14 protein-coding genes are annotated in these 15,531 nt (G+C 70.5%); 5 read left to right on the top strand and 9 right to left on the bottom strand.

All coding sequences use genetic code 11. From position 1 onward, the window contains the following. Positions 1-6 precede the first annotated feature (6 nt). Complete coding sequence (locus ABGB05_RS32375) at positions 7-1,326, bottom strand: MFS transporter (protein WP_347657756.1); 1,320 nt, start codon at positions 1,324-1,326, stop codon at positions 7-9. A 49-nt stretch (positions 1,327-1,375) separates the two neighbouring features. Between ABGB05_RS32375 and ABGB05_RS32380 the strand changes: the two genes are divergently transcribed. Beyond that, on the top strand, positions 1,376-1,990 hold the full coding sequence (locus tag ABGB05_RS32380) for a CGNR zinc finger domain-containing protein (protein WP_347657757.1): 615 nt from the start codon (positions 1,376-1,378) through the stop codon (positions 1,988-1,990). A gap of 147 nt (positions 1,991-2,137) precedes the next feature. Here the strand turns inward: ABGB05_RS32380 and ABGB05_RS32385 are convergent, their stop codons facing one another. The 5 genes from ABGB05_RS32385 to ABGB05_RS32405 all read right to left on the bottom strand — a co-directional run bounded on the left by ABGB05_RS32385 (position 2,138) and on the right by ABGB05_RS32405 (position 8,053). Then, complete coding sequence (locus ABGB05_RS32385; RefSeq protein ID WP_347657758.1) at positions 2,138-2,761, bottom strand: hypothetical protein; 624 nt, start codon at positions 2,759-2,761, stop codon at positions 2,138-2,140. A gap of 1 nt (position 2,762) precedes the next feature. Then, positions 2,763-4,622 carry a M91 family zinc metallopeptidase gene (locus ABGB05_RS32390; protein ID WP_347657759.1) on the bottom strand — a complete coding sequence of 620 codons (1,860 nt, stop codon included), beginning with the start codon at positions 4,620-4,622 and terminating at the stop codon, positions 2,763-2,765. Position 4,623: 1 nt separating this feature from the next. Further along, positions 4,624-4,962, bottom strand: coding sequence for a hypothetical protein (locus tag ABGB05_RS32395; protein ID WP_347657760.1), 339 nt, complete (start codon positions 4,960-4,962; stop codon positions 4,624-4,626). Positions 4,963-5,092: 130 nt separating this feature from the next. After that, positions 5,093-6,415, bottom strand: a complete 1,323-nt coding sequence (locus tag ABGB05_RS32400; protein WP_347657761.1) for a radical SAM protein — start codon at positions 6,413-6,415, stop codon at positions 5,093-5,095. Positions 6,416-6,655: 240 nt separating this feature from the next. Further along, positions 6,656-8,053, bottom strand: coding sequence for an acyl-CoA synthetase (locus ABGB05_RS32405; RefSeq protein ID WP_347657762.1), 1,398 nt, complete (start codon positions 8,051-8,053; stop codon positions 6,656-6,658). A 185-nt stretch (positions 8,054-8,238) separates the two neighbouring features. On the opposite strand from ABGB05_RS32405, the gene ABGB05_RS32410 reads away from it, so the two are divergent. After that, entirely contained in the window at positions 8,239-8,622 is a 384-nt protein-coding gene (locus ABGB05_RS32410) for a hypothetical protein (protein WP_347657763.1), read from the top strand. A gap of 50 nt (positions 8,623-8,672) precedes the next feature. On the opposite strand, the gene ABGB05_RS32415 is transcribed toward ABGB05_RS32410, so the two are convergent. From ABGB05_RS32415 to ABGB05_RS32425, 3 genes are all read right to left on the bottom strand, one after another. Further along, entirely contained in the window at positions 8,673-9,113 is a 441-nt protein-coding gene (locus ABGB05_RS32415) for a VOC family protein (RefSeq protein ID WP_347657764.1), read from the bottom strand. An 82-nt stretch (positions 9,114-9,195) separates the two neighbouring features. Continuing rightward, on the bottom strand, positions 9,196-10,392 hold the full coding sequence (locus tag ABGB05_RS32420) for a low temperature requirement protein A (RefSeq protein WP_347657765.1): 1,197 nt from the start codon (positions 10,390-10,392) through the stop codon (positions 9,196-9,198). Between the two features lie 153 nt (positions 10,393-10,545). After that, on the bottom strand, positions 10,546-11,664 hold the full coding sequence (locus ABGB05_RS32425; protein WP_347657766.1) for a glycerophosphodiester phosphodiesterase: 1,119 nt from the start codon (positions 11,662-11,664) through the stop codon (positions 10,546-10,548). A gap of 738 nt (positions 11,665-12,402) precedes the next feature. Here ABGB05_RS32425 and ABGB05_RS32430 point away from each other — a divergent pair. Genes ABGB05_RS32430 through ABGB05_RS32440 form a run of 3 tightly spaced genes read left to right on the top strand, consistent with a single transcriptional unit; the run spans position 12,403 to position 15,486 of the window. Beyond that, positions 12,403-13,590 (top strand): extracellular solute-binding protein, encoded by a 1,188-nt coding sequence (locus tag ABGB05_RS32430; RefSeq protein WP_347657767.1) that lies wholly within the window; start codon positions 12,403-12,405, stop codon positions 13,588-13,590. A 7-nt stretch (positions 13,591-13,597) separates the two neighbouring features. Then, on the top strand, positions 13,598-14,620 hold the full coding sequence (locus tag ABGB05_RS32435) for a sugar ABC transporter permease (protein WP_347657768.1): 1,023 nt from the start codon (positions 13,598-13,600) through the stop codon (positions 14,618-14,620). Next, positions 14,620-15,486: a carbohydrate ABC transporter permease gene (locus tag ABGB05_RS32440; protein WP_347657769.1), complete on the top strand. Its 867-nt coding sequence runs from the start codon at positions 14,620-14,622 to the stop codon at positions 15,484-15,486. The genes ABGB05_RS32435 and ABGB05_RS32440 overlap by 1 nt, the downstream gene beginning before the upstream one ends. The last annotated feature ends 45 nt before the right edge of the window (positions 15,487-15,531 follow it).

Consider the following 15,531-nt stretch of genomic DNA (forward strand, 5'->3'; position numbering starts at 1 on the left):
CACTGATCATCGGGCGCCCGGCGCTTGAGGAACAGCACGGTGGTGATGGGTTTCGGCGTCACGGAGGGCCTGGGTGGTGACCCGGGAGGCGAGCAGGAACGCGGCGAGCACGAGTCCGAGGGCTGCGGCGATGAAGGGGGCGCGGATCCCGAGGCTGCGTCCGAGCAGGCCGCCGGCGAGGGCGCCGAGGGGGACGACACCCAGGACGACCAGGCGGTAGGCGGCGGTGACGCGGCCGAGGAGTTCGTCGGGTACTGCTGCTTGGCGCAGGGTGCTGACGACGATCTGGTTCAGCGAGGTGGCGATGGCAGCGCAGAACATGCCGGCAAGGGCGAGGGGTGTGTTGTGCCCCAGGCCGAGGATGGCGTAGCTGGCGGCGGGGGCGAGGGCGGCGAGCCAGGTGATGGGGCCGCCGCCGATGCGGGGCACGGCGTGTTCGGCGAGCAGGGAGCCGGCGATCGCGCCGGCGGCGGGAACGGCGATGAACAGGCCGTAATGCGCCACGGGCATTTGGTATGGGCCGGTGATCAGCAGGACGAGCAAACCGCCGGTGGCCGCGCCGAAAAAGTTGATTGCCGCCGAGATGAACGCGACTCGGCGCAGCAGATCGTGGCGCCAGAAGTGCGCCCATCCGGAGCGGATGTCCTGAGTGATGGTGGTCGGGGTCGAGCGGCGGCGCTCCTGTTCCTCGCTGGTCGGGCGCAGCGCGGGCAGCAGCAGAGCTGCAAGGCCGGCGAGGGCGAACGCGGCCGCGCCGGTGTAGAAGGCCGCTGATGCTGCCAGCGCGAACAACGCCGCGCCGGCAGGCGGACCGATGAAAGTGTTGATGACGGACTGGGTCGCGAACAACCGGCCGTTGGCGCGCTCGAGTTGCTTACGGGGTAGGAGACGGGGCGGGATGGTCAGGGCCGCGTTGTCGACCAGCGTCTCGGCGCAACCGGCCAGGAACACTGCGGCGTAGAGCAGTGCGACGTGGCGCCATTCGTTTGTCAGGGTCACGGCGAGCAGTGCGAACCCGGCCGCGCGCAGCCAGTTGCCAGCGGTGAGTATCCGACGTCTGTCCGTCCGGTCGGCTATCGCGCCGGCCGGGAGGGTGGCGACCAGCCAGGGCAGGAACTGCACCACCGTCATGCCCGCCACCACGAGCGGATCACGGGTCAGCGTGGCGACGAGCAGCGGCGCCGCGGCCTGCAGCAGCCCGTCGGCGAGGTTTGAGGACGCTTGGGACGCCCACAGGGCAGTGAACGATCTGCGTGGGGCGGCGGGAGGCACGATCAGTCTCCTGGCGGTGTTCTCATGAGTGATTGAACGATTGGGCATGAGCATGCCAGGAGTGGTGCCTCACATGCAATAATGCTTTTGACCATGAGAGGAGATGATGGTGAGGTTCGGCCACGTCGCGGGCGACCGCATGCTCGACCTGGTGAACACTGTTGACTGGCGCCTCGGCGGGTACGAACGCATTGAGCGGCTGAGGACCTTCTCCGATGTCGTCGACTGGTGCATCGAGTCCGATCTGATCACCGGAGACGAGGCCGTGGCTCTGCGCGATCTCGCTGGCGGGGACGACGCCCGGGCCGAACGGGAACGGCAACAAGTCATCAAGGCGCGCGAAAGGGTCTACGCAGCTCTCTTCGAGGACGACCGCGAGGCCGCCGCAGACCTCGCGGACATGTACCGGGCGGCGATCGCCGCAGCCGACCTGGTCCGTGCGGGCGACCGCTGGCAATGGCGGGACCGGGAAACCGACCTCCGCCTGCCCCGCAATCGCATCGTCCGCGGGCTCGTGGCCCTCACCCAGCGCGACGACCTCGACCGCCTCCACCAGTGCGAAGACGTCAAGTGCGGCTGGGTTTATCTCGACACATCACCGCGGCGGAACCGCCGCTGGTGCAACACGAAGGACTGCGGAGACCGCAACCGCGCCCGCGCCTACTACGCCCGACAGAAGGCGAAAAGCCACCAGCCCCGATCCGACCACCGCCTGTGATCGTGGACTCGCGACGCCCCAGACTCAATCAACGTCCCCGGTCAGTACAACCAAGGACGCACTGCGTCATAGCGTCCGCAAGGGTGAGGGGACACTCCACTGGCCTGGTCGCGGCACTCGTTCACTGAATTCGTGGTGAACCGACATTCACAGTGGGAACGGTTCGGCGCAGACGAGCTGCTGTGCCCGGGCGACGCTGGCCCGGTGCGGATAACTCGCTCGCTCGTCGGTGTCGCCGCTGGCCGCCGGGATCGGCGGCACCGCGTCCCGGCGGGCGACCCCGACGCAGAAGACGGCCCGGTCGGCCCGCTCCGGCAGCCGGGCCGCGCTGTCGTACGGCTGTCGCGCGGTCAGCGGCAGCGGGATCCGGAGCGCCTCGCCGAGGCTCGCCCCGGGCGCCAGGACCGCGCCCCGGACGACGAAGTCGACGGCCATCCCGCCCCCCTCCGGCGGGGCGAAGACCCGTTTGGCCAGCTCGACGGTGGTGTCGTCCTGGGCGGTCGCGTAGACGGCGTTCGGGTCGACGACCGGACTGTCGTGGGTCTCCTCGGCCGGGACGCCGGAGAAGACGACAAGCTCGCCGCCGCTCCGGTTGACCAGCGTGTAGTCGATCCGGAGCAGGTCGGGCTCGCGCGCAGTGGTGACGGTCAGGCCGACGTCGAGCGTCGGGGCGGTCGGTTCGGTGCCCCGGTCGCAGCCGGCGGCGCCCAGCAGGGCCGCGACGGCGCCGAGCGCGGCGGCGAGCCGCCGCCGTGGTACGGGAAGGTTCACCTCAGTACCTCGGTCGGGCCGGCGCGCCCATCTCGTCCCGGAGCCCGTTCTCGGTGTATTCGAACGGCTGGTTCGGGTCGATGATGTTCGGCGTGTTCGGGTTGTTGTCGTGGTCGATCGGCAACCCGGCCGCGGCCCGCTCACCGTTCGGTACGCCGGGGTTGTCCGGCCCCTGGTACTCGGTACGGTCGAGCCCGCTGTACTCGTAGTCGTAGACGTGCGACATCTCGTGGTAGAGCACCACCACCGGCGGTCCGTCGTAGAGCGTGTCGAACCGGGGGTTGTAGTCGATCGTCGGGTGCTGCGACCAGGTCTTGCCGAACGTGGTGTCGTTGCGGTTGGCGTACCCGTTCTCGTCGGTGGTCTCCCGGATGGTGAAGGTGTCGCCCTGGTAGGCGATGCCGCCGAGCAGCGGCCAGTCGGCGGCCGGCGCCTTGGTGTTCTCGTGCGCCTGGTCGAGGGCCTCCAGCATCATCTGTCCCCGGGGCGAGGCGCGGAGCATGTCCAGGTCGGCCTGGACCCGTTCCTTGAACTCGTCGGAGCCCTCGATGGTGATGTGCTTGCCGATGTCCTTCAGCTCGACGGTGACCACCTTCTCGGTGCCCTCGGTGCGGTCGTCGCGCTGGCCGTAGACGGTGTCGCCGGCGGAGCCGCCGTCGACCCGGTCGGTGCCGTGGCCGGTGTAGACCCGGTCGGCGCCGCCGCCTCCCCGGATCACGTCGGCGTCCCGACCGCCGGAGATCATGTCGTCGCCGGCGCCGCCGTCGATGTTGTCGTTCCCGGTGCCACCCTCCAGGTAGTCACGTCCCTCGCCGCCGGAGATCCGGTCGGTGCCGGAGAGCCCGTAGACGGTGTCGTCGCCGTGCCCGCCGGAGAGGACGTCGTCGCCCCGGTAGCCGTCGAGGTAGTCCCGGTCGGCGCCGCCGCTGACCCGGTCGTCGCCGGCCCCGGACTCGATGCGGTCCTGCCCGTCGTTGCCGAGGATGACGTCCCGGCCGTCGCCGGCGTGGATCCGGTCGTTGCCCTCGCCGCCGATCAGGGTGAGGTCGACCCGGGTGCCGCTGGGTACGGTGATCTCGTCGTTGCCCTCACCGGTCCGCATCACGATGTGCGCGTCGGCCGGGTAGCGCATGGTGGTGCCGTTGATGGTGACGATCTGTTCACCGGTCTTCGGGTCGACGGTGATGCTGACCTTGTCGTCCCCGGTACCGGTGTTGATCACCACGTCGTCGCCGACCCGGATGACCGTGGTGCCGGCGCTCGCCTCCGGCGGCAGCGTCCAGCCGTCGCTGTAGCCCTCGACCACCGTGGTCCAGGACCGACTGACCGAGGTGAGCCCGGCCCGGGCCTTCTCCAGTGCGCCGATGCAACGGGACAGTTCGCCGTTGTAGTGCCGGTGGGCCTCCTGGGCCTCACCGATCGCCGCCCGTACGGCCTTCTCGTCGTCGGCGTCGCGCGGCTGGAAGGTGACGGTGTCACCGCCGACCGTGGTCGGGACCTTGCCGCTGATCTCCGTCAACAGCTGGCTGAGCATCGACTGGCCCCGGGTGAGCCACCCGGCCACGTCGTCCAGCACCCCGGCGACGGCCTTGGCCGCGTCGGCGGTCTCCTCCACGTCGTCGCCGAGCTTGACCCGGTGCGCGTGGTAGGTGTCGGAGGTGTCGCCCTTCCAGGCGTCGCCGCGCAGCTTGGCGGCCTGGTCGTCGACGCTCTCCCGGGCGGCCAGCGCCTTGCCGGCGTATCCCCGCCAGGCGTTCGCCGCCGCGGTGACCGCGCCGGGGTCGGCGCGCAGGTCCCAGAGGTTGCCGACGCTGATCGCGGGGCGGGGTGCCGCGCCGCCCGGTTCCGGTGGTAGGGCCATCTCAGATCACCGCCTGGCCGGGCCGACCGCCGGCGCGCCGGGCCCGCGCCGCGGCCGCCTGGTCCGCCTGCTGGTACGCGAAGGCGACCCGGTAGAGCCGGTCGACGTCCCCCTCGTAGACCGCGACCAGGCGGTTGACCGCGGTGTCACCGTCCTCGGCGGCGGCGACGTGCGACCGGTGCACGCCCTGCCCGGCGGACAGGACGCCGAACGCCGCCTCCGGCACCGAGAGTGCCGGTTGCGCCGCCCGCCACCCGTCGCCGAGCGCGATCGACGCGTCGAGGGTGGTGCCGGCGAGTTTCACCAATTCGGACGGTTCCGCACGCACCTCATCAGCCACGCGCAAGATCCTAACGCCGTCGGACAAGCCGGCCGCACTGTCGACTCAGCGCGGCCGGATGCTCACTCCGCCGCGACGGTCTCCGCGGCCGGATGCTCACTCCGCCGCGACGGTCTCCGCGGCCGGATGCTCACTCCGCCGCGACGGTCTCGGCGGCCGGCAGGGTGTCCATGAAGGAGCTGACCGAGAAGACCGCGTTGCCGGCTCCGGGCGGCCCGTAGCCGGGCGGGCTGCTCAGCCCGTTCGCCTCCATCGTCGCCCGGTACGCCTCCAGCAGCCGGATGTGGTACTCCAGCGGGGCGCCCTGCGGGTTGGTCCGGCCGAGCGGCGTGGTCGGCTCCGGGCACCAGGTGGTGAACCGGGGCGTGATCCCCCGGGACATGAAGAACTGCAGTCCCTCGGTGGTCGACTCGATCGCCTCGTCCACCGTCCGGAACCCGAACGGCTCGGCCATCTCGACCCCGGCGACGAAGTTCGGGATCACGTTGCGGGGCCCGAAGATCTCGGCGGAGTCGAGGATCCGGCGGTGCCACTCCTCGCGGCCGACGTACCGCTCCTTGCCGGGGCAGTAGAGCTCGAAGAGGCGCTTGTCCCACACCTCGTAGTTCGGGTGGTAGATCCGGATGCCGTAGTCGTGGAACCGCTGCACGTCCTCCCGGGGCAGGGCCTGGGCGACGACCTTGCCGATCCACCGGCCCGGGAACCGCTCCTCGATCGCCTTGGCGTACCGGCCGTAGAAGTCGGCCTCGCCGAGCCCGTCGACCTTGGAGGTGACACTGCCGCCGGTGAGGGTGTACGCCTTCGACGCGCCGGTGGTGTCGTACCGGTCGATGATCTCCATCGCCTCGAGCACCTCGTCCACCGGCTTCACCCCGGTGTACGGCCGGCCGGCCGCCTTGTGCTGGCGCCAGTTGTGGTTGATGTCGCAGTACTGGCACTCCTCCTTGGCGCCGAAGTACTGGCAGACCCGGAAAACGGTCAGGTAGATCAGGTAGCCCCACTGGATGGTCGGGGCGACCTCCATCACCGACTTGCCGTTGGTCAGGGTGTGCCGGTAGTACTCCGGCATCGGCGGCAGCCCGACGTCGGCGATCGGCCGGCCGTCCAGGTGCAGCCGGAGCACCCCGTCGCCGGTGTCGGCGACCCGGTACGGCGAGTCCGGGTTGACCCGGACCGAGACGACGGTGCGTCGCAGCTCGTACGGGCCGCCGGTGAGGACGATCTCCTCTGGGGGCCGCCGCAGCGCCGCCGTACCCAGCTCGGGCAGGGTCCGGTGGTCGAACGAGAAGATGAAGTACGACTTCGGCTTGACCTCGCCGCCCTCGTTGTCGGTGAGTGCCGAGTCGTCGAACGCCACCCCGCCCCGGAGCAGGTCCTCCTTGATGACCGCTTCACGGGGAATGTGCGGGAAGCGCCCCATGAGGTCCTCGACGAGATCAGTGCGGGTCTGCACGCGCTTCCTCCGGTCCGCTATGACGCTGTCTGGCTCCGACGGTTCCGCCGCCACCATGGCACCACCGTGCGGTGGGCCGGCGGGCACCGGTCACCGGTGTGCCGCCGACCACGCTACCCGGGCAGCCGACCGACCCGTCGAGTGGATCACCCCGCCGGGCCGGGTGTCGGCCGGCCCGGTCACCGGCCGGCGGCCTCACGGACGGCCCGGTCGCCGACCCGGCGGTCGGCGGCCGACCGCTCAGGACAACAGGGTGTGCTTCTGCACCTTGCCCATCGGGTTGCGGGGCAGCGCGTCGACCAGGTGCACCCGCCGGGGCCGCTTGTGCCGGGAGAGTCCGGTGGCGACGAAGTCGATCAGTGCCTGCGGGGTGACGCCGTCGGCGACGACGTACGCGACGATCTCCTGGCCGAGGTCGGGGTGCGGGGCGCCGACCACCGCCGCCTCCCGGACCCCCGGGTGGCTCAGCAGCATGTTCTCCACCTCGCCGGCGCCGATCCGGTAGCCGCCGCTCTTGATCAGGTCGGTGCTGGCCCGGCCGACGATCCGGTGCTGCCCGTCCGGTCCGATGGTCGCCACGTCGCCGGTGCGGAACCAGCCGTCCGGGGTGTGCGAGGCGGCGGTCGCCTCCGGCCGGCCCAGATAGCCGCTGAACAGGGTCGGGCCGGTCACCTGCAGCTCACCGACGCTCTCCCCGTCGGCGGGCAGCGGGGCCCCGGTGTCGTCTACCAGCCGGGTGGCGATCCCGCGTAGCGGGAGTCCGACGTGTCCAGGCCGACGCTCACCGTCGACCCGGGTGCTGACCGTGATCAGGGTCTCGGTCATGCCGTACCGCTCGACCGGCCGCTGCCCGGTCAGCTCACGCAGCCGGTCGAAGACCGGGACCGGCAGCGGCGCGCTACCGGAGACCAGCAGGCGCGCCGGGCTCAGTGCCCGCGCGGACGCCGGGTCGGCCGCGATCCGCGACCAGACCGTCGGTACGCCGAACAGCAGCGTCCCGCCGGCCGCGGCGTACCGGTCCGGCTGCGGCCGTACGGTGTGCACCAGCCGGCAGCCGACCCGCAGCGCCCCGAGGACCCCGAGCACCAGCCCGTGCACGTGGTAGAGGGGCAGTCCGTGCACCAGTACGTCGTCCGGGGACCAGGCCCACGCCTCGGCGAGCGCGTCCAGGTCGTGTCCGATCGCGTCCCGGCTGAGCAGCACGCCCTTGGGCGCCCCGGTGGTGCCGCTGGTGTAGAGCAGCAGCGCGGGTGCCGTACCGGGAGGTTCGGTGAACCGGCCGGCCGACGGTGGCCGCCCCCGGCCGACCGGCTCGACCGGTACCGGGAGCGGAACCGTCGGCGGGTCGTCGGCGAGCAGCAGCGCCGCGCGGGAGTCGGTCAGGATGTGGTGCAGTTCGACCGGACCGGCGTCGGCCGGTACCGGCACCACCGGCACCCCGGCGAGCAGCCCGCCGACCACCCCGGCCACGGTCGCCAGGGTGGGGGTGGCGTGCACGGCGACCGCCGGCGCGCCGGTGATCCGGGTCGCGACCGCTTCGGCGGCGTCCCGCAGCCGCGCCCAGGAGGCGGTCTCGTCCCCGATCCGGACCGCGTCGGCCCGGTCCGGATGTCTCCCGTCGAGTGCCGGCAGCAGCATCGCGCCTCCAGCGCAGTGTCGGGCGTCCGGGTCTTCCGGCGCCGGGCCGGTCCGATCCCGCCGGGACCGGCGGGGCTTGACCGCCGATCGTACGGTGATGGACGCCCTTCCACGACGTGTCGGCGGCCGGCAGTCCTGATCGACGGTGCCCCGATCGACGACGCCTCGTCCCGAGGAGGTGTCCGATGGTGGTCGGCGAACTGAACCACCGGGAACTCGACCGGCTGCGGGAACGCCGCCCGTACTGGTGGGCGGTGTGGTTGGTGCTCGCCAGCTGGCTGGGCTGGACGCTGCTGATCGTCGCCGTGCCGCTGCTGCTGGTGTTTCCGGGCTCAACGTTGGCACAGGTGGCGCTGGGTGTGCTGGGGGTGGCCGTGGCTGCCACGGTGGGCCGGGCGGCGGCGGTGGAGGCGCTGCTCAGCCGCTGGCTGGACCGGTCCCGCAAGCACCGGACCCGGTCGGACATCCGGGAGCTGAACCGCCGCCAGGTCTACCGGGCGAGTCGCCGCGACGCGTTCGCGGTCGCCGGGGCGTTGGTGGAGCACCTCTTCTGCGACTGGTTGCGATGATCTCGGACGGTGCTCGAGTTCCCGGTCCCGGCCCGGCGCACCGGTCGGGGTCAGGCTTCGCCCTGCTCGGCCAGGATTCCGGTGCCCTGGCCGAGTTCGATCAGGTAGCCGTCCGGGTCGCGCAGGTAGCAGCGGATCTCCAGCCCGTGGTCCTTCGGTTCGGTGAGGAACTCGCCGCCGCTGGCCCGCCACTGTTCGTACACCGCCCGGACGTCGGTGACCCGGATGTTCATCGCGCAGCTCAGTACGTCGGAGCTGGTCGGGGCCTGGGCCCGGACGGTCGGTTTGTCGTCGGTCGGTCCGCCCTCGGTGTTGAGCACCAGGTAGCTGTTGTGGAAGCGCAGCACACAGGGGTCGCGGAGGCGGACACATTCGGCACCGAGCACCCGTTCGTAGTACTCGCGGGACCGGTCGACGTCCCGGACGATCAGCAGGGTGGTGAGTACGAAGCCGCCCTCGGGCCGGAAGTAGTCCGGCGTGCCGTCGGCCATGCTCCGCTCCCTTCGTGCCCGGCCCGCCGGATACCCACCTGTCGGGGGCTAAACGTCCGGGTGCGGAGGACGCCGACCGGTGTCACAGCGGCGGGTTCGGCTCGATCAGCAGATGACCCCGGTCCCGTACCGCGTCGGCGACCACCACCCCGGCCAGTACGGCGGTGGCGAGCAGCGGCACCGCCAGCAGCGGTACGACCACCGCGACCGGGGTGAGCAGCGCGTAGCCGAGCAGACCGAACCAGCGGCTGCGGGCGACCCGGCCGAACACCTCACGTTCGTACCAGATCCGGCCGAGCAGGAAGAGGACCGGACCGCCGAGGATGAGCCCGAGCCAGCTGAAGTCCCGGGGCTGGAACGGGTCGGCGATGACCAGCGCGTATCCGACCACGGTGGTGAGGATCCCGCACAACATCATCAGGTGTGTGTAGCCGGCGGCCCGGCTGAACCGCAGCGGGTCGGTGGCCTGGGCCAGCGCGTCGGCCAACGGCCGTCCCGCCTGGTAGAAGTAGATCCGCCAGAAGAGCACGGTGACCACGAAGGCCGCCACGAACGTGGTGGTCCGTTCGATGGCGAAGCCGACGTTGCTGAGCACGAACCCGATCAGCAGGATCGCCTCGCCGACCGCGATCAGCAGGATCTGCTGGTACCGCTCGGCCAGGTGGGTGCTGCCGACGCCCCAGCTGCGGGCGTCGGAGCGGCCGAGTCCGGGGGTCGGCCAGCGCAGCGCGGCGCCGACGAAGTCCAGGACGACTCCGGCGGTCCAGCACAGGCCCCGGCCCAGTCCGCCGGTCAGCGCCCCGGCGATCCAGAACGCCGAGGAGAGCGCCACCCAGAACAGGATCCGGACGGTCGACGGCTGCCGGTGGTGTCCGCGCAGCGCCAGCGCCAGGAACGCCGACCGGCCGAACTGGAGCGCGACGAAGGTGACCGCGAAGATCTCGCCACGGTCCCCGAAGGCCTGCGGCAGCGACACCGCCATGATCATGGCGCCGAACATGGTGGCCACGGTGAGCAGTTGGATCTCGATCCGTCGGGGGTCGAACCGGCTGGTGGCCCAGGCGTGGAACAGCCACACCTGCCAGAGGGCGAGCAGGACCAGACTGGTCTGACCCAGTTCGGAGAGCATGGTCCGACGGCTGACGGTGAAGTCGTCGGTCAGGCGCTGGGAGAGCCGGGTGAGCGCGAAGACGTACACCAGGTCGAGGAAGAGCTCCAGGAAGGTCGCCCGGCCAACGCTGCGGGAGTCACCGAGGTGGCCCCGCTGCTCAGCCGCCACCACAGACGGTCCGTCTTATCCTGATATGCACCGTCACCCAGCGTTCATATCACGAACCGGGTGCCGCCGGCCGGGCATCCGTTCCGATACCCGGCCGGCAGCACCCGCCGTCCCCACGAAAACGGCGTCAGCCCAAACCGGCCCGCGCCGTGCTCAACGCAGCCCGGCCCGGGCCGCCACCGCGGTGTCCGGGTGGTCGCTGAACACCCCGTCCAGACCGAGCCCGTAGAAGAGTTCGTACTCGGCGATGATGTCGCCCCGGGCGTTCGGGTCGGCACCGGTCCGGAAGTCCACCGGCAGGAACTGGTTCTCCGCCCGGAAGGTCCAGGCGTGCACGACCAGGCCCGCTCGGTGGGCGTCCCGGACCACGGTGGTCGGCGTGAGCAGCCGGCCGGCCGCGTCCCGGGGCACGAGCAGATTCTTGTTCGTACCGATGCCGTCGGCGTAGCCGGCGATCCACCGCAAATTCTCCGGCCTGACCAGGTCGACGTAACTGCGCGGGTCGCCGGCGACGGTGAAGTCGTACGGCCGGCCGGTGGCGTCCAGCAACTGGACCAACCGGACGTCGGTCATCCGGGCCAGCCGACGCAGGTTCGCCGTCTCGAAGGACTGGATGACCACCCCGTCCTTCTTGCCGGTCAGCCTGTTCTGCTCGAGCACCCGGACCAGTGGTTCCTCCAGTGGCAGGCCGATCGACCGGAAGTAGCTCGGGTGCTTGGTCTCCGGGTAGATCCCGATGGTCCGGCCCAACCGCCGGCTCTCGCTCCGGGCCAGGTCGATGACCTCCTGAAGGGTCGGCACCGGCAGCGTGCCGTCGAACGCGGTGTTGGTCACCCGGACCTCGGGTAGCCGTTCCTTCGCCCGCAGGGTCCGCAGCTCCGCCAGGGTGAAGTCCTCGGTGAACCAGCCGGTCACCGCCGTCCCGTCGATGCTCTTCGTGGTGCGCCGGGCGGCGAACTCCGGGTGGTCGGCGACGTCCGTCGTACCGGAGATCTCGTTCTCGTGCCGGGCCACCAGCACTCCGTCCCGGGTGGGGACCAGGTCCGGCTCGATGAAGTCGGCCCCCATCCGGATCGCCAGCCGGTAGGCCTCCAGGGTGTGCTCCGGCCGGTAGCCGCTGGCGCCGCGGTGCGCGATCACCAGCGGCCGGTCACCGGCCACCGGACGGGTCCGCTCGTCGTCGTCCCGGGCCTCGGCCTGACTGACCGGTACGGCCACGGCCGCGGCCAGCAGCACACCGGCCAGTCCGAGTGTGGGCAGGATACGGGGCACGATCGCCTCCTGACGTGGGGGTGGAGCAGGTCTCTGATCGACCTGGAATCCAACCCGGCGCAGACGACCGGCAGTCGGGCGGCGGCTTTCCGTACGGTGAACCTCCGGCGTCCCGGCTCCCGGGAGCCACCGCGTCCCCGGACCGCCCGACCTCCACGGACCGCACCCTACCGGTGGCGGCCGGCCCCTGGTCGTGGCCCCCGGGGCCGTACGGGAGCGGTCGTCACCCCGAAAGCCGACGGCGGCAGCCGGCTCGGCACTCCGGGCACCAGCGGCGGACCTTCCGGAACTCCTCCGGTACAAGACACCACGGTGCCGCCGGCTCGCACCGGCAAACCGTGCTGCTCGGGCCACCCCCACCTCGCTGGTACCGGCCCTGGAAGTTTCCGAAACGTGTCTTGAGTTTTTCGGTTCCCTCTGCGAGTCTTTGCCCGTCGATAGACAGATGATGTGACGTCCGGCGGGCACGAAGGCGACTGCGAGTGGCTGCGAGCCCCTCCGCCGGACGGCGCCTGTCGACGGGGGGACGGCGGCCCTCGCGTCCACCCTGGACAGCCGGGACCGACGTCTCCGTTCGCCCAGAAGGCTCAGCTGGGCACATTCGGCAGAGAGGACAGGTTGATGAGGGCAGGAAAGCTACTGACTCTGTCGGTAGTCCTGGCGACGGGCGTCCTGGGAACGGCCGCCTGTGGTTCCGGGGATTCGGAGGGTGACGGCGGTAGTGGCGGCAAGGTCACGATGAGCTTCTGGCACAACGCCTCGACGGGTCCGGGCAAGGCGTTCTGGGAGAAGACCGTCGCCGACTTCCAGGCTGCCAACCCGAACGTGACGATCGAGATCCAGTCGATCCAGAACGAGGACCTGGACGGCAAGCTGCAGACCGCGCTGAACTCCGGGGACGCCCCGGACGTGTTCCTGCAGCGCGGCGGCGGCAAGATGGCCGCGATGGTCAAGGCCGGCCAGTTGATGGACATCACCGGCGGGATCACCGACGCGACCAAGAAGGTGGTCTCGGAGGGGTCGTTCAAGGCGCAGACGATCGACGACAAGGTCTACGCGATGCCGGTGGCGGTCCTGCCCGGCGGCTTCTTCTACAGCAAGGACCTGTTCGCCAAGGCCGGCATCACCCAGACGCCGACCACGCTCGCCGAGCTCCAGACCGCCGTCGACAAGCTGAAGGCCTCGGGCACCCAGCCGATCGCCATCGGCGCCAAGGACGCCTGGCCGGCCGCCTTCTACTACTACTTCTTCGCGCTGCGCGAGTGCAGCACGGCCACGCTCACCGAGACGGCCAAGACCATGAACTTCGACGACCCCTGCTGGTTGAAGGCCGGGCAGGACGTCCAGCAGTTCGCCGCGACGCAGCCGTTCAACAACGGCTTCCTGACGACCTCGGCCCAGCAGGGCGCGAACAGTTCGGCCGGTCTGCTCGCCAACCACAAGGCGGCGATGGAGCTCATGGGCGCCTGGAACCCGGGCGTCATCGGCTCGTTGACGCCGGACCAGAAGCCGCTGCCTGACCTGGACTGGTTCCCGTTCCCCAGCATCGAGGGCGGCGCGGGTGAGCCCGGGGCGATCCTCGGCGGCGTCGACGGGTACTCCTGCTCCGCGAAGGCCCCGAAGGCGGAGTGCACCGCCTTCCTCAACTTCATGGTGCAGACGCCCGTGCAGCAGGCGTACTACACGGCGTTCCAGGCGCCGCCGGTGAACAGCGAGGCGCAGGCCGCGGTGACCGAGCCGCACCTGAAGTCCGTACTCGCGGCCTACAGCAAGGCCCCGTACGTCTCGCAGTGGCTCGACACGGTCTACGGGCAGAACGTCGGCAACGCCCTCAACACCGCCGTGGTGAACCTGCTGGCCGGTAAGGGCACCCCCGAGGACATCGTCAGCGCGGTCAAGACCGCCGCCCAGCGGTCGGTGAGATAACCACCTCATGTTCGACACAGACCGCGAGAGCGTGCAGCTCGCGCAGGACCGGTCGGCGGAGATGACGACGGTCGGGGGTGGCACGCCTGTCGTGCCGCCCCCGACCCGGCGCCGTCGCCGCAAGGGCATCGGCTGGCCCGCCCGGCTGGAAATCGCGCTGATGACGGGGCCGACACTGCTCGTCTTCCTGTCCTTCGTCATCCTTCCCGTCGCCATGGCCGCCTACTACGGCTTCTTCAGCTGGCAGGGGTACGGCCCACCCACCGAGTTCGTCGGCCTGCGCAACTACGTGCTGATCTTCCAGGACGGCACGTTCGTCGACGCCCTGCAGCACAACGCGGCGATCGTCGTGCTGTCGCTGGTACTGCAGGGGCCGGCCGCGCTCCTGCTCGCCCTGCTGCTGAACCGGAAGATGCGGGGCCAGACCCTCATCCGGGTCCTCGTCTTCGTCCCGTACGTGATCTCCGAGGTGGTCGTCGGTACCGGCTGGAGCCTGCTGCTCCAGGGCAACGGCGCCGTCAACGCGCTGCTCGAGGATCTGGGGATGGGTTGGCTGAGCAGCGACTGGCTCTCCGACCCGGACAAGGCCATCTGGACGCTGATGGGCATCCTCACCTGGAAGTACATCGGCTTCGCCGTGATCCTCTTCCTCGCCGGCCTGCAGGGCATCCCGGAGGAGCTGACCGAGGCGGCGGCGATCGACGGGGCGTCCTACTGGCAGATCCAGCGCCGGATCACCCTGCCCCTGCTCGGGCCGACGATCCGGATCTGGGCCTTCCTGTCGATGATCGGCGCCCTGCAACTGTTCGACCTCGTCTACATCATCTGGGGCCAGTACATCGCCTCGACGGCGGGCACGTCGACGATGGCCACGTACATGGTGGCCAACGGCCGGATGGCCGGCGAGTACGGGTACGGCAACGCGGTGGCCGTGGTGCTGTTCGCCGTCTCGCTCGTCGTGGCGCTGGTCTACCAGCGGTTCGTCCTGCGCCGTGACACCGAGGGCGCGATCACCGGAGGGAGGAACTGATGGCCGCGACCGCCGTAGCCGCGCGCGGGCCGATCCGGGCGCGCCGGAAGACGGGCCGGGGCGACCCGGCCGTGTATCTGGTCGCGGTGCTGCTGATCGGGGCGATGCTGGCCCCGGTCGTCTACATCATCCTCGGCGGCTTCCGGACGAACTCGCAGATCACCAACGACCCGGCGGGCTGGCCGAGTCCGTGGCAGACCGGCAACTACCTCGACGTGCTGACCGGTGAGGTGTTCTGGCGTCAGGTGCTCAACTCCACCATCGTCGCCGTGGTCACCACCGCGGGTGTGATCACGCTCGGCCTCATGACGAGTTACATCCTCGCCCGCTACCGGTTCCGGGGCCGGGGAGCGATGTACTCGCTCTTCGCCGCCGGCCTGATGTTCCCGCTCACCGTGGCGATCACCCCGCTCTACATCCTGGTCAGGACGCTCGGGCTGATGAACACGCTGCCCGGGGTGATCCTGCCGCAGATCGGGTTCGCCATCCCGATGACGATCATCATCCTGGTGCCGTTCGTCCGGGCCATCCCGGACGAGATCCAGGAGGCGGCGTCGATCGACGGCTGCGGCCGGCTCGGCTTCTTCTGGCGGATGGTGCTGCCGCTGTCCCTGCCGGGGGTGGTCACCGTGGCCATCCTGACCTTCATCAACAGTTGGAACAGCTACCTGTTGCCGCTGTTCATCCTCAACCGGGAGGAGACCTTCACGCTGCCCCTCGGCGTGCAGGCCTTCGCGTCGCAGTACTCGGTCGACACGGCCAAGGTGCTGGCGTTCACCTCCCTGTCGATGCTTCCGGCACTGCTGTTCTTCAGCCTGTTCCAGCGTCGGATCGTCGGCGGGCTGACCGGAGCAGTGAAGGGCTGAGTCCGCCCGGCACGACAACCGCGCGGCGGGCGACCGGAACCGGTC

This window comes from Plantactinospora sp. B5E13, from assembly GCF_039871775.1.
Taxonomy (GTDB): Bacteria; Actinomycetota; Actinomycetes; order Mycobacteriales; family Micromonosporaceae; genus Plantactinospora.

Coding starts and splice junctions, on each gene's coding strand:
- ABGB05_RS32435 (WP_347657768.1), top strand. CDS start 13,598: ATGTTCGACACAGACCGCGAGAGCGTGCAGCTCGCGCAGGACCGGTCG.
- ABGB05_RS32375 (WP_347657756.1), bottom strand. CDS start 1,326: ATGCTCATGCCCAATCGTTCAATCACTCATGAGAACACCGCCAGGAGA.
- ABGB05_RS32440 (WP_347657769.1), top strand. CDS start 14,620: ATGGCCGCGACCGCCGTAGCCGCGCGCGGGCCGATCCGGGCGCGCCGG.
- ABGB05_RS32430 (WP_347657767.1), top strand. CDS start 12,403: ATGAGCTTCTGGCACAACGCCTCGACGGGTCCGGGCAAGGCGTTCTGG.
- ABGB05_RS32415 (WP_347657764.1), bottom strand. CDS start 9,113: ATGGCCGACGGCACGCCGGACTACTTCCGGCCCGAGGGCGGCTTCGTA.
- ABGB05_RS32390 (WP_347657759.1), bottom strand. CDS start 4,622: ATGGCCCTACCACCGGAACCGGGCGGCGCGGCACCCCGCCCCGCGATC.
- ABGB05_RS32410 (WP_347657763.1), top strand. CDS start 8,239: ATGGTGGTCGGCGAACTGAACCACCGGGAACTCGACCGGCTGCGGGAA.
- ABGB05_RS32380 (WP_347657757.1), top strand. CDS start 1,376: ATGATGGTGAGGTTCGGCCACGTCGCGGGCGACCGCATGCTCGACCTG.
- ABGB05_RS32405 (WP_347657762.1), bottom strand. CDS start 8,053: ATGCTGCTGCCGGCACTCGACGGGAGACATCCGGACCGGGCCGACGCG.